Origin of the sequence: Photorhabdus sp. RM323S, from assembly GCF_042879375.1 — a bacterium.
Lineage (GTDB): Bacteria > Pseudomonadota > Gammaproteobacteria > Enterobacterales > Enterobacteriaceae > Photorhabdus > Photorhabdus tasmaniensis.
The window spans coordinates 40,865-54,335 of record NZ_JBHFKZ010000012.1; the positions used below are offsets into that span (position 1 = coordinate 40,865).

Here is a 13,471-nt window from a genome sequence, read left to right on the forward strand (position 1 = left end):
GAGAATTTTATGGAAACTTGGATGTATCTCAGTCAGGGTTTTGAAGTTGCAATGGTGCCGCAAAACCTGATTATTGCTTTAATTGGCTGTTTTGTCGGTACGATTGTTGGCCTGTTACCGGGGCTTGGGCCGATTAATGGTGTCGCGATTCTTTTGCCACTGGCTTTCGCGTTAAAACTGCCTGCTGAATCAGCTCTGATCTTATTAGCAACTGTTTATATCGGCTGTGAGTATGGTGGGCGTATATCATCGATTCTGCTGAATGTTCCCGGCGATGCTGCCGCCATTATGACCGCACTGGATGGTTATCCGATGGCCAAACAAGGCCGTGCGGGTGTGGCGCTGTCTATTTCCGCAGTCAGTTCTTTTTGTGGTTCTTTGCTGGCAATTTTCGGCATTATTTTATTTGCACCATTACTGGCGCAGTGGTCATTGGCTTTCGGCCCTGCTGAATATTTTGCACTAATGGTTTTTGCTATTGCCTGTCTGGGTAGCATGATGAGTCAGAATCCGCTGAAATCACTATTAGCGGCACTGATCGGATTAGGTCTGGCAACTGTCGGAGTAGACGCCAACACCGGGGTTTACCGTTTTACTTTCGACAACGTTCATCTGTCAGATGGCATTCAATTTATCGTTGTAGTGATAGGACTGTTCTCTGTCAGCGAAATTCTGCTGATGCTAGAGAATACATCAACCGGCAAAACCATTATCCGCAAAACAGGCCGTTTGTTGTTTAATCGCAAGGAAGCGGCTGAATGCGCCATGCCAACGATCAGATCATCTTTTATCGGTTTCTTTGTCGGTATTTTGCCTGGTGCAGGGGCGACAATTGCCAGCGCAATTACCTATATGACCGAGAAAAAGATCAGTGGAAACAGCGATTCATTTGGTAAAGGTGATATTCGTGGCGTTGCGGCACCGGAAGCTGCCAACAACGCTTCGGCCTGCGGCTCCTTTATTCCAATGCTAACATTAGGAGTTCCAGGTTCAGGCACCACTGCCGTCATGATGGGTGCATTAACGCTCTATAACATTACGCCAGGGCCGGGAATGTTTACTGAGCAACCGGATATCGTTTGGGGATTAATTGCAGCATTATTGATTGCCAATATTATCCTGCTGATTATGAATATCCCAATGATAGGTCTGTTTACCCGAATGTTAACTATTCCGTTATGGTTCCTTGTCCCTGCGATTGCTACCGTTTCGGCCGTTGGTGTATATGCGGTACACAGTACGACATTCGATCTTTTGCTGATGATAGGGCTGGGCGTTTTCGGTTACATTCTAAGGAAAATGAATTTCCCCATGTCGCCATTAATTCTCGGTTTCGTATTGGGAGAAATGCTGGAACAAAATTTACGTCGCGCACTTTCTATTAGCAATGGAGAGTTTGGAATTCTGTGGAACAGCACAATTGCTCAGAGTTTATTAGTATTGGCCGTACTAGTCCTGATTATTCCGCCAGTATTACGAATCATCCGTAAACGACGTATTCAAAAAATAGTTACTGAAACTTAAAGCCTAACAGGAAAAATCCTATAATTATTATCAAGAAAAATTATGGGATTTTATTTCCAGGATGATAAAAACACGCATCACATTAATATTATATTTCACAAAAAGTTAAGATTCAGCAAGATGGAATTTCATTGATATTTAACCTCAACTTTGGTAAATCGCAATATTTAATGAACCCATGATTTAAAACTCTCGATTTACCGTTAAATAATCACTAAATGATACAGAGCACTCAATATCATTAACAATTGCCGATGCAATAAAAATATTTCTATCGTCTTGTTTATTAAAGTAGGTAAATTTTAAAATTAAATTATGAGGATTATATTCTGTATAATTTTCATAATAGTCTTTATACCTGAGTCGAACTGAACTGTCTCTCGATTTATCTTTTTCCACCGCTTTTTTAGCAAATTCCGCAGCAAGAATTTTATTGATTTCGATATCAGAAAGTAATTCGATTCTTGTTTTTTTAAAATCAACATCCTGAGAATGAATATTCAAATCATTTATCATTTTTCCCCGCATGTTCATTTCAATATAGCCGCCTGTTTGAATACAAGATTCGCTGTCAGCGTATATATTAAATGGCAAAAGTAACAAAAAATAGGGCAATAAACGCATTATCATATAACTTCCAGTTCTTTATTTCAGAGCTCTACACTCTGTTCCTTGTGTTAAACCCAACGAGGATACAACCTCTTGACATCATCCGACAAGACGGTCTTCTTTTAATCCCCATATATTCTGAAGGACTCTCTTCTGAGTATGTGATTAGTAGGATCAGAAAACAAAATAATAGTAATACGGACAGCACACAGAAATAGGAGTGTACATATTAGTACACGGGGTTAACTCGTTTCGCTCACCTAGTCGCCTAAAATGCGCCAAAAGTTATTGCTTTTGCCTGAGCACTGTCCAAACCTGATGAGGAGAATTACCTCAAATACTTGCTCATCACCAGCGAAGCATTCGTACCACCAAAACCAAAGCTGTTGGACATTACCGTATTTAACTTTTGTTCGGTAGGTTTCGTAATAATATTCATGCCAGCCGCTTTATCATCAAGATCTTCAATGTTAATACTCGGTGCAATAAAACTATGTTCTAACATCAGCAGGCTATAAATCGCTTCATGTACCCCGGCAGCACCTAGTGAATGGCCTGTCATCGCTTTTGTTGCAGAAATTGCCGGTGTTGTATCACCAAATACTTCCCTGATAGCCTCCAACTCTTTCAAATCACCCGCTGGAGTAGAAGTACCATGCGTATTCACATAGTCAATAGAACCTTCTACACCTTGCAATGCCATATGCATACAACGAACTGCACCTTCACCGGATGGAACCACCATATCCGCTCCATCAGATGTTGCACCATAGCCAACAATTTCAGCGTATATGTGTGCGCCGCGTGCTAATGCATGTTCCAACTCTTCAACAACAATGATACCGCCACCGCCAGCAATAACAAAACCATCACGGTTTTTATCATAAGTACGAGAAGCTTGTTCGGGAGTTTCGTTGTATTTCGTTGAAAGTGCACCCATTGCATCAAATTCACAGCTCATTTCCCAGCACAGCTCTTCACCACCGCCGGCAAAAACAACATCCTGTTTTCCTAACTGAATAAGTTCAGCCGCATGACCAATACAATGGGCAGAGGTAGAACAAGCAGAACTGATAGAGTAGTTTACCCCTTTGATTTTAAAAGGAGTTGCAAGGCAAGCTGACACACCGGAAGCCATTGCACGAGTCACCATATAAGGCCCCACACCACGCAGACCACGAGAACGCATACCATCAGCGGCAGCCACCTGGTTATGAGGAGAACCACCACCAGAACCTACAACTAATCCACTGCGAATATTAGAAACCTGATCATCAGTCAGGCCAGAATCTTTAATTGCTTCATCCATCGCCAGATAAGCATAAACAGAAGCATCACTCATGAAACGCTGAATTTTTCGGTCTATTAGCCCTGTAGTATCCAGTTTTACATTACCCCAGACGTGACTTCTCATTTTCATCTCTTTGAATTTTTCGGAAAAAGTTATCCCGGAGCGGCCTTCTTTCAGAGATGCCAGTACTTCTTTCTGGTTATTACCAATGCTGGAGACAATACCCAATCCAGTGATCACTGCACGCTTCATTAAATACCTCATTAAATATGTTTATCTGCGGGATCTCTATCAATGCTAACAGCACTTTAGCGTACACTTGTACGCCGAACAAGTCCGATCAGGATAAAATTACGAAGAAAAATTCATCCATCGAAAGATTTCAATATATTTTCTGGTCAAAACAACAACTAACCTACATAGAACATGGCAAAAACTATTCAGATAGCAATGGATGACAATAAATTTCAGGTAAAGATTCTTCCGGTAAGTCATAACACTAGGAAACACCTGAGTTTATCAGGTATCTAAATCAATGATTAAAAGTTTAATTTATATAGAGACAACTATGTCCGTTATTTTTATTACGTTTTCTTATAATTAGAAACGAGTTTAATAGTAGCCGCTATAATCATGAATAGAATTTTTATGAAAAGAACCGGCTCTTATGTTATCTTACTAGCAGAATTACTTAAATTTTCCAAACTTACAGTAACAAACATTTTGAAATAAAAAATTTTCTGACTTTATTAGTAATCAAGCCATTATTCACATACAAAATGATTGTAATGATGTTACGTCATATAAAATGGTCGGTTCATTGTAAGACCTAAGTGAGTTAGAGCACTTCCACCCACTAACTTTATGGGGGTTAATAATGAGAGGACTGGGTTATCTTCTATTAAGCGTTGGTATTGTATGGATTTTAGTAGCTTTTAATATGGATACAAATATCTCATCACAATACGGCAACAAAATTAACAATATTAGATTGGTTGTGTCACAACAGAACCATATCCTAATTGGAGCATTCATCACACTTTACGGGCTAATTATGATTATATCCAGTAAAAATCAGCGGTTATTAGAGTCTATATACCAGAGCCACGATAAGGATATTTCTGGATTAAACTCAGAGAAAACATTCATACGGGCACCTATACCAAATTCAGATTACCTAAAGCAGGCTAATAATCACCGCCATTACGATTTTATCGATAAAGACTCAAATGTCCTTGAAAAAAGAGTAGCTGAATTTTGTAAGTTATGCTCATCTTATATTGAAGAGGTCAATCACAAGAACGGTGATAAAGCAGCAGCCAGGCGCAAAGTGATATCAATGATTGATATTATTTCCTCACACTTAAAGGAAACACAGTCGAAGGAATTTAAAAAATTGTGTGAATTTCATATTCCTTTATAAACTTAAACCCCATTTTAATGAACTGCACCCCAAAAGTTGGATACTAACTGATTAAGGTGCAGTTTTTCAGATAATATTCTTTTTATAACCAAAGTGGGATCCCGACCTGAGTTTTATGAAGTTTTCACTGTTGTTTTTATCACTTTTAACGTCTGATTTTTATTAAGTTTAATCATCATGGTATATTGTGTTTTACGTTTAACCAATGTTAATCATATTCGCCTTTTATCTTTACTGATACTGTTTTACTGGCAATTCTGAGCAGTTTTTATAAGTTACCCCCTTTATTTTATCCTCATAAAGCAATCCGTAAATAGTCTGATAGTATGAAGATACCATTTTATGTTTTTTCAGATAATATTCTTTTTCTCGGCGATTTTCATCAGCACCAGCGTTCTGGTTTATGGGTTTCCTATCTTTTCTCCTGTCAGGTGGTACATCAAGCCTAATATCGCTAAAATCACATTATTATCAGTAACATTGCAGGCATTACCGTGAAAAACTCTGCCATCCGTACCGCAACCCTGAACTGGAATGATCAAGGCACTCCGGTTTCAGCACAATTCGACGACGTTTATTTTTCAAATCAGGATGGATTGGAAGAAACCCGTTATGTATTCCTTAACGGTAATCACTTTCCCCAACGATTCAGTACTCATTCTCGTACCAACTGTGTCATAGCAGAAACTGGCTTCGGAACAGGCTTAAATTTTCTGACACTATGGCAATCATTTGCTGCATTTCGGCAGCAAAATCCTGATGCCCCGTTGAAACGTCTGCATTTCATTAGTTTCGAGAAATACCCACTGAAAACCTGTGACTTACGGGCTGCACATCAACGCTGGCCTGAGCTTGGCCTTTTTTCACAACAGCTCTGCCAGCAGTGGCCTCAACCGTTGGCAGGCTGCCACCGGCTAATTATGGCAAATGGAACTGTCACCTTGGATTTATGGTTTGGTGATGTCAATGATCTGTTGCCAACAATGGATTCCAACCTTTACGGTAAAATAGACGCCTGGTTTTTAGATGGATTTGCGCCTGCAAAAAACCCACAAATGTGGAGCGAACAACTGTTTGCCGCAATGGCGCAATTTGCCCGCCCAGACGGCACCTTTGCAACCTTCACTTCTGCCGGTATCGTCCGTCGTGGTTTACAACAAGCAGGTTTTAGTGTCAGTAAAGTAAAAGGATTTGGTCGCAAAAGAGAAATGCTGACTGGGGTTCTGGCAGCACAGAAATCTCAGTCATTGCCCACACCGTGGTTTGCTCGTCCAGCGGCAAGCCACACAGATGATATCGCGATTATTGGCGGAGGTATTGCCGGTATTCTCACCGCTCTTGCGCTACTGCGTCGTGGCGCGCAAGTTACTCTTTATTGTCAGGATGAATTTCCGGCACAAGGTGCGTCCGGTAATCGTCAGGGAGCGCTCTACCCGTTACTTAACGGTAATAATAGTGGGCTCGAAAAATTCTTTATATCTGCATTTACTTTTGCCCGTCGTCAGTATGATCAACTATCAGCTCAGGAAATTCATTTCGACCATCAATGGTGTGGTGTCAGCCAACTTGCTTATGATGAAAAAAGTAGCAGGAAAATTGAAAAAATTCTGGCAACAGAATGGCCGGATGAAATCGCTGTTGGTATGAGTCACCACCAATTAAGTAAAGAATGTGGACTGGATATTAATCACCACGGCATTCACTATCCACAAGGCGGGTGGCTATGTCCGGCCGAATTGACCAAAGCGGCAACAGAATTAGCACAACAGCAAGGAATGCTCTGTTTCTTCAATCATGAAATTACCGATCTTGACCATAGCGAAAAGGGTTGGCAGCTGCATTTGATGCATCAAGGGCAACGCTTAAACACACATCATAAAACGGTAGTGATTGCCAATGGCTATCAACTGCCCCAATTTAGACAAACCGAAAAATTGCCGGTTACCGCCGTTCGTGGTCAAGTCAGCCATATTCCAACGACAACAGAGCTGAGTAAATTGAAAAATGTGCTTTGCTATGATGGCTATATGACACCTGCTAATCCAAGCAATCAGTACCACTGCATCGGGGCCAGTTATCAGCGCCATCAGCTTGATAGCGAATATTCTGCAACAGAACAACAAGAGAATCGTGATCGATTACTGAAATGTTTACCTGATGCCGGATGGATAAGTCAGGTTGATGTTTCTGCCGGAAAATCTCGCCAGGGCATTCGCTGCGTTATTCGTGACCATATGCCAATGGTGGGAAATGTGCCGAATCTCAATGAAATAATGGAAAATTATCAGGATCTATCAGAACAAATCCGCACAGGAAACCCTGTCACAGATGCCGCCTGTTATTCCAATCTGTTTGTTATCGGAGCATTAGGTTCCCGTGGATTATGCTCTGCACCACTCAGTGCGGAAATACTTGCAGGGCAGATCTTTGGTGAACCCTTGCCACTGGATAATGAAACACTGGCAGCCCTTCATCCAAACCGTTTTTGGATCAGAAAACTACTGAAAGGCCGCGAAGTTAAAACCGAAAAACCATAAGAAACGGCACCGCCCAAGAAGTGAAATGTTTGTGTCACTTTTGGGAGGTGCAGCTCAATACATCTCAATCTTCTTGCAGATAGATCTCAAATGAGATACATAATAAAGCCTGATAAAACGGAGGACACAAAATGGCTGCTCAAACATCAATGCTGCACGTCCGTGTAGACGACAAACTCAAGGCCGATGCGACGGAAAAACTCGCAAATCTAGGCCTGACTATATCGGATGCCGTGCGTATCCTGCTAACCCGTGTCGCCAAAGATGGAGCGTTACCTGCTGGCTTCACTGCCGATCCGGAAACTTACGACGCCTGGTTTCGTGCTAAAGTACAAGAAGCGCTCGACGATACGCGTCCACCTATCCCACATCAGCAGATGATGGATGAAGCCCAAGAATTGATTAACAGGAAACTTCGTGCTCGTTCTTGAATGGAAGAAAACAGCCTGGGCCGCCATCAAACAGCTAAAATGGAAATCACCATTAAGTCTTCGCTTCAATGCACTGCACCGCCAGCTATCAGAAACTTATATGGTTTTTTGGGTGCAGTTTGTCTTTTCTATTGTTTTAATCAATTTATTGAGTTTTAGCGTTATCCAGCAGGCGCTGCCAAGTATGGAGAACCAGAATCTGATCCGGTGGTGCCAATTCTCCTGCTTTAATCGCATTTTGGATACTTTCTTCAACACGATCATGAAGCTGTTCAGCAGTATGAGCACCTTCTTGTTCCAATTCCGCCACCGCCAAAGTGAGATGCCCGCGGAGATAGCCACCAGCAAATAATTCATCATCACTGGCATGATCTACCATGTCATCAATTTGCGCCAAAATACGCGTTTCAAACTCAGCGAGCATCATCTTTCCTTAAATTCAGTTTCAATCTGCGAATATATCTTCCGGCTAAGGAAAATGTTCCGCTTTCAATGGGGGCGTATTGTAGAACGATTGTAGTCTCTGAATAAAGCACTCTGCTCTTGCCGGTATTCCCTGCGCTAAATAGTCCATGATCTGAGCACGAACTTTACGTTGAAAAGCCAGCCTGTCAGGTTCAAAATCCCCGTCAAGGTTGTCACAACTGATATTGAACGGAAAACCTGCGGCGGTACAAAACATCCAATCCAGCGCCTGGGGTTTAATTTCTACTTTCTCAAATTCACTTTGCGTCTGTGCGTCACGCCCATCAGGGCAATACCAATAGCCAAAATCCACTAATTTCCGACGCTTTTCACCCGCAATGCACCAATGGGCAATTTCATGTAACGCACTGGCATAGAAACCATGAGCAAATACAATCTGGTTATAAGAAACGTCTTCATCTGCCGGCAGGTAAATAGGTTCGTTATCACCTTTTACCAGACGTGTATTGTATTCGTCGCCAAAACAGCGATTAAAAATATCTATAATTTGTTGATAGTTATGCGTTGTCATGAATTAAAAACAAAATCCTGAATCAGAAATAATATGCCAGCCAGGTACGGATCGTATCTCCGTGATTATCATTCAATAATTTGATACTCATTAAAAAAGAGATAGTCACGATCATAGGGCGAATAAGTTTTTGACCATGTGTTAAAACCAAACGTGCGCCCAGCCGTGCACCGATTACCTGCCCTGCCAGCATAACAAGGCCCAGTACCCACAAAACCTGACCGCCAAGGATAAACAGCACCAGTGAACCCATGTTGGAAGCGAAGTTCAGTACCTTGGCATGAGCGGTGGATTTCGCCAGGTTATAGCCACACAGGGTAACATAAGCTAACGCATAAAATGAGCCAACACCGGGACCAAATACGCCATCGTATAAGCCCAATCCACCCCCGATAAGACAGGCAAATGCCACCGGAGCCAGACGACGATGGCGATCTTCCCTGCCTATCGTTGGGGTCAACAGGAAGTAAAGGCCAATAATAATAACCAGAACCGGTAATAGCTGGCTGAGAAAATCGGGTTTGATAAACTGGACAATCATGGCTCCAGCCATTGAACCAAACAATGTCATCAGTATGGCAAAGCGCTGAGACTTGAGATCAACCGCGCCATAACGGACAAAATAGAGACTGGCAGAGAAGGAACCACCCACTGCCTGCAACTTGTTTGTCGCCAACGCCTGCACAGGCGAGACGCCGACTGACAGTAACGCAGGGATGGTCAGTAAACCGCCACCGCCAGAAATCGAGTCGATAAATCCAGCGATTATCGCAACCAGAAAGAGCAGACCATAAATTTCCGCTCCTGATAATAACCAGTCCATATTTTATCCCATCAAAAGAAACCGCTTATCCGTATTCAGCTACCCATTTCAATATCCGGGATTTCAAGGCTAGCTTCATCTTCCTAATCACCAACGGGGAAGACGGGATTCAACATCCGCGCACTGTGCCCTCTGACGTAACAGGTGATCCATCAGAACAATAGCCATCATGGCTTCTGCAATCGGTACCGCTCGGATACCAACACAAGGATCATGGCGACCACGAGTTACCATTTCCATCTCTTCACCCTGACGGTTAACCGTTTTGCCCGGCACCATGATGCTGGAAGTGGGTTTCAACGCAATATGAGCAATAATTGGCTGGCTGCTGCTGATCCCCCCCAGAATTCCACCTGCATGATTACTGGTGAAACCCTGAGTCGTCATTTCATCCCGGTTTTCACTGCCACGCAGATTAATAACGCCAAAACCTTCACCAATTTCAACGCCTTTTACTGCGTTAATACTCATCAACGCATGAGCGATATCAGCATCAAGGCGGTCGAAAACAGGTTCTCCCAATCCGGCTGGCACATTCTCTGCTACAACCGTCACTTTCGCGCCAATAGAATCACCCGCTTTTTTCAACTCACGCATCAGAGCATCAAGTTGTTCAAGTTTGGTTTCATCAGGGCTGAAAAAGGGGTTTTGTTCCACCTGTTCCCAATTTTTTAATTCGCAATGAATATTACCCATCTGACTCAGACAGGCACGGATACGAATACCATGCTTATCCAGCAAATATTTTTTCGCTATCGCACCTGCCGCAACTCGCATTGCCGTTTCACGGGCAGAAGAACGGCCACCACCACGGTAGTCACGGATGCCATATTTCTGTTCATAAGTGTAATCAGCATGTCCCGGACGAAACACGTCTTTAATCGCACTGTAATCCTGAGAACGTTGATCCGTATTTTCAATCAGTAAACCGATACTGGTACCGGTTGTTACCCCTTCAAATACACCGGAAAGAATGCGAACCTGATCCGGCTCACGGCGCTGCGTTGTATAACGGGAAGTTCCCGGACGGCGCCTGTCTAAATCAATTTGCAAATCCGCTTCGGTGATTGTGATACCCGGCGGTACACCATCGACGATACATCCCAACGCCAAACCGTGAGATTCACCAAAGGTGGTAACCCGGAAAAACTGCCCGATACTATTTCCAGCCATCTCAGTTCCTTCCTGTTAATTGTTCTTTTATTTAATTCTTTTAATTCTATATTTAATTCTGCAAGTTCTGCATTAATGACCGCAGCGACTACCCACGCAACTATCAGTCTTTGAATAAACGAAAATGTTCGTGATGTTCGATAAGCTGTTGACGTGTCATCATAAATACACCGTCTCCACCATATTCAAATTCCAGCCAGGTAAATGGCACATCAGGATATTGCTCAATCAAATGCACCATGCTGTTGCCAACTTCACAAATCAACACACCTTGTTCTGTAAGAAAATCGGGAGCGGTTGCAAGAATGCGGCGTGCCAGTTTTAAACCATCTGAACCCGCAGCCAACCCCAATTCAGGCTCACGGCGGAACTCTTCCGGCAAATCACTCATATCCTCAGCATCGACATAAGGCGGATTAGTGACGATAAGATCGTACTTAACAGGTGGCATATCGCGGAACAGATCGGAACGAATAGGAATGACCCGATGCTCAAGGTTGTGATTCTGAATATTCTGTTCAGTCACTGCCAATACATCAGCGGAAATATCCACCGCATCGATCTCCGCTTCCGGGAAAACATATGCACAGGCGATGGCAATACAACCACTACCTGTACAGAGATCAAGGATATTGACTGGCTCATCAGAAATCAGCCCTGAAAATTCATTATTAATCAGTTCCCCAATCGGGGAGCGTGGAACCAGAACCCGTTCATCAACATAAAATTCATGACCACAGAACCAGGCTCTGTTAGTCAAGTAAGCAACAGGAATACGATCATTAATACGGCGAAGAACCCGCTCGATAATACGATGACGTTCAGTTGATGTCAGCCGTGCGGTCATCATTTCCTGTGGAATATCCAGCGGCAGAAACAGCGATGGAAGAACCAGTTGCAGAGCTTCATCCCAAGGATTGTCTGTACCGTGTCCGTAATAAATATTCGCCGCATTAAACCGGCTGACAGACCAGCGCAACATATCCTGAATGGTATATAATTCAGCCACTGCCTCATCGATAAAAATCTTGTCCAAAAGCCCCTCCAGCCCCGTAAATTCATTGACCCGTTAGTTTGCCACGATCACTGAGACAAATCAGCTTTCATGTCAGGCTAATGACAATAAAAGGATGGTGCCGGTGTTTTATTACAGATTTTTGACCAATTTTCCGCGGAAACCGTCTTATTCAGTCAGCAACAAGACGGCTTCTATAATATTTATATTATGTTTTCTCGTTAGCAGACTGAACGTTAACAATGATGACATTATTATTTCGAATCCATAAATAATAGGCTGCGGTTAACAGCAGGATCCATACTCCTCCCACATAGAACGCGATTCGTGTCGCTGGGAAGTAACTCAAAACAGCAATAATAAATATCATAAACACGATAGTCAGAATCGGTGCAACAGGCCACATCGGCACTGGAAATTTTAATTTTTGTGCTTCTTCTGGTGACATCTTTCTGCGCATAGCAAACTGAGAAAACAAAATCATTAACCAAACCCATACCGTGGCAAAAGTGGCAATCGAAGCAATGATGACAAACACCTGTTTAGGGAGTAAGTAATTAAGAACGACAGCACACAGCAATGCCAATGTCATCACCATGATAGTCACCCAAGGTACGCCGTTACGGCTTAATTGCATAAATTTTTTATGCGCTAATCCTTTCTCCGCCATACCGTACATCATCCGGCCTGCACCAAAAATATCGCTGTTAATAGCCGAAATTGCCGCTGTGATCACGATAATATTCAGAATATTTGCCGCCGAACTAATTCCCAGTCCCTGAAATATTGCGACAAATGGACTGCCTTCCTGGCCGATGCTGCTCCAGGGGTAAATTGCCATTAATACAAAAATAGTCAGTACATAAAATAGCAGGATACGAACCGGAATAGAGTTGATTGCTTGCGGGATCATTTTCGCCGGATTTTTAGCTTCACTGGATGTTATGCCAATGATTTCAATACCACCGAAAGCAAACATAACGACGGCCAGAGATTCAATGATGCCGCCAAATCCATTAGGCATAAATCCACCGTGTTGCCACAGATTTTGAACGCCTGTTGCCTGAAAATGGCCGCTGAAACCAAACAGAATAATGCCGGCCCCAGCAATAATCATGGCACTGATCGCCGCAACTTTCAGAATCGATAGCCAGAACTCCATTTCGCCAAATACTTTGACTTTACAAAGATTCAGCGCGCCAATAATAAAAATAATACTGAGTACCCATATCCAACGCGGTACTTCCGGATACCATAGCCCCATATAAATACCGAAAGCCGTTACATCAGCCAGACAGACTATTATCATTTCGAAAGTATAAGTCCAACCCGTAATAAACCCCGGTAACGGGCCTAAATATTGATGGGCGTAACTGGCAAAAGAACCGGCGTCCGGTTTGTGGACCGCCATTTCTCCCAGAGCGCGCATGACCATAAAGACAGCGGTGCCGCCGACTAAATAAGCTAATAATACCGCCGGACCTGCCATTTTTATGGCTTCAGCCGAACCATAAAAAAGACCGGTGCCAATCGCAGAGCCCAACGCCATAAACCGAATATGGCGAGCGTTGAGTCCCCGTTCTAGGTGTAATGTGGCTTGCATGATTTACCCTCTTATCTTTTATTATTGGGTTTTATGAAAGATAGC

General features: G+C 42.9%; 12 protein-coding genes. 4 read left to right on the plus strand and 8 right to left on the minus strand.

Features of this window, described 5'->3' with window-relative positions; translation table 11 throughout:
- Positions 1-9 precede the first annotated feature (9 nt).
- Positions 10-1,524 carry a tripartite tricarboxylate transporter permease gene (locus tag ACGF7G_RS07970; protein WP_133814891.1) on the plus strand — a complete coding sequence of 505 codons (1,515 nt, stop codon included), beginning with the start codon at positions 10-12 and terminating at the stop codon, positions 1,522-1,524.
- Between the two features lie 183 nt (positions 1,525-1,707).
- Here ACGF7G_RS07970 and ACGF7G_RS07975 read toward each other — a convergent pair whose 3' ends face one another.
- Positions 1,708-2,154 (minus strand): hypothetical protein, encoded by a 447-nt coding sequence (locus ACGF7G_RS07975; RefSeq protein ID WP_387464610.1) that lies wholly within the window; start codon positions 2,152-2,154, stop codon positions 1,708-1,710.
- 307 nt (positions 2,155-2,461) lie between these two features.
- Complete coding sequence (fabB, locus tag ACGF7G_RS07980; protein WP_387464612.1) at positions 2,462-3,676, minus strand: beta-ketoacyl-ACP synthase I; 1,215 nt, start codon at positions 3,674-3,676, stop codon at positions 2,462-2,464.
- Positions 3,677-4,301: 625 nt separating this feature from the next.
- On the opposite strand from fabB, the gene ACGF7G_RS07985 reads away from it, so the two are divergent.
- From ACGF7G_RS07985 to ACGF7G_RS07995, 3 genes are all read left to right on the plus strand, one after another.
- Positions 4,302-4,847 (plus strand): hypothetical protein, encoded by a 546-nt coding sequence (locus ACGF7G_RS07985; protein WP_387464614.1) that lies wholly within the window; start codon positions 4,302-4,304, stop codon positions 4,845-4,847.
- A 494-nt stretch (positions 4,848-5,341) separates the two neighbouring features.
- A complete protein-coding gene (gene mnmC / locus ACGF7G_RS07990; protein WP_387464616.1) occupies positions 5,342-7,384 on the plus strand; it encodes a bifunctional tRNA (5-methylaminomethyl-2-thiouridine)(34)-methyltransferase MnmD/FAD-dependent 5-carboxymethylaminomethyl-2-thiouridine(34) oxidoreductase MnmC in 2,043 nt (680 codons plus the stop codon).
- A gap of 131 nt (positions 7,385-7,515) precedes the next feature.
- Positions 7,516-7,815 carry a type II toxin-antitoxin system RelB/DinJ family antitoxin gene (locus ACGF7G_RS07995; protein WP_133814886.1) on the plus strand — a complete coding sequence of 100 codons (300 nt, stop codon included), beginning with the start codon at positions 7,516-7,518 and terminating at the stop codon, positions 7,813-7,815.
- 145 nt (positions 7,816-7,960) lie between these two features.
- On the opposite strand, the gene ACGF7G_RS08000 is transcribed toward ACGF7G_RS07995, so the two are convergent.
- The 6 genes from ACGF7G_RS08000 to ACGF7G_RS08025 all read right to left on the minus strand — a co-directional run bounded on the left by ACGF7G_RS08000 (position 7,961) and on the right by ACGF7G_RS08025 (position 13,426).
- The gene (locus ACGF7G_RS08000) at positions 7,961-8,239 is read right to left on the minus strand and encodes a YfcL family protein (protein ID WP_036838273.1); all 279 of its coding nucleotides are present in this window, start codon (positions 8,237-8,239) and stop codon (positions 7,961-7,963) included.
- A 45-nt stretch (positions 8,240-8,284) separates the two neighbouring features.
- A complete protein-coding gene (locus ACGF7G_RS08005) occupies positions 8,285-8,812 on the minus strand; it encodes an elongation factor P hydroxylase (protein WP_387464617.1) in 528 nt (175 codons plus the stop codon).
- Between the two features lie 22 nt (positions 8,813-8,834).
- The gene (locus ACGF7G_RS08010; RefSeq protein ID WP_387464619.1) at positions 8,835-9,635 is read right to left on the minus strand and encodes a sulfite exporter TauE/SafE family protein; all 801 of its coding nucleotides are present in this window, start codon (positions 9,633-9,635) and stop codon (positions 8,835-8,837) included.
- An 87-nt stretch (positions 9,636-9,722) separates the two neighbouring features.
- Positions 9,723-10,808, minus strand: coding sequence for a chorismate synthase (gene aroC / locus ACGF7G_RS08015; protein WP_133814883.1), 1,086 nt, complete (start codon positions 10,806-10,808; stop codon positions 9,723-9,725).
- A 103-nt stretch (positions 10,809-10,911) separates the two neighbouring features.
- Entirely contained in the window at positions 10,912-11,844 is a 933-nt protein-coding gene (gene prmB / locus ACGF7G_RS08020) for a 50S ribosomal protein L3 N(5)-glutamine methyltransferase (protein ID WP_387464621.1), read from the minus strand.
- 187 nt (positions 11,845-12,031) lie between these two features.
- Positions 12,032-13,426 (minus strand): amino acid permease, encoded by a 1,395-nt coding sequence (locus ACGF7G_RS08025; RefSeq protein ID WP_387464623.1) that lies wholly within the window; start codon positions 13,424-13,426, stop codon positions 12,032-12,034.
- Positions 13,427-13,471: the final 45 nt, after the last annotated feature.

Excerpts from the sequence above, each read along its gene's own strand:
- ACGF7G_RS08010 (WP_387464619.1), bottom strand. The coding sequence starts at position 9,635 with ATGGACTGGTTATTATCAGGAGCGGAAATTTATGGTCTGCTCTTTCTG.
- ACGF7G_RS07995 (WP_133814886.1), top strand. The coding sequence starts at position 7,516 with ATGGCTGCTCAAACATCAATGCTGCACGTCCGTGTAGACGACAAACTC.
- ACGF7G_RS08025 (WP_387464623.1), bottom strand. The coding sequence starts at position 13,426 with ATGCAAGCCACATTACACCTAGAACGGGGACTCAACGCTCGCCATATT.
- fabB (WP_387464612.1), bottom strand. The coding sequence starts at position 3,676 with ATGAAGCGTGCAGTGATCACTGGATTGGGTATTGTCTCCAGCATTGGT.
- ACGF7G_RS07970 (WP_133814891.1), top strand. The coding sequence starts at position 10 with ATGGAAACTTGGATGTATCTCAGTCAGGGTTTTGAAGTTGCAATGGTG.
- ACGF7G_RS08000 (WP_036838273.1), bottom strand. The coding sequence starts at position 8,239 with ATGCTCGCTGAGTTTGAAACGCGTATTTTGGCGCAAATTGATGACATG.
- ACGF7G_RS07975 (WP_387464610.1), bottom strand. The coding sequence starts at position 2,154 with ATGATAATGCGTTTATTGCCCTATTTTTTGTTACTTTTGCCATTTAAT.
- ACGF7G_RS08005 (WP_387464617.1), bottom strand. The coding sequence starts at position 8,812 with ATGACAACGCATAACTATCAACAAATTATAGATATTTTTAATCGCTGT.
- aroC (WP_133814883.1), bottom strand. The coding sequence starts at position 10,808 with ATGGCTGGAAATAGTATCGGGCAGTTTTTCCGGGTTACCACCTTTGGT.
- ACGF7G_RS07985 (WP_387464614.1), top strand. The coding sequence starts at position 4,302 with ATGAGAGGACTGGGTTATCTTCTATTAAGCGTTGGTATTGTATGGATT.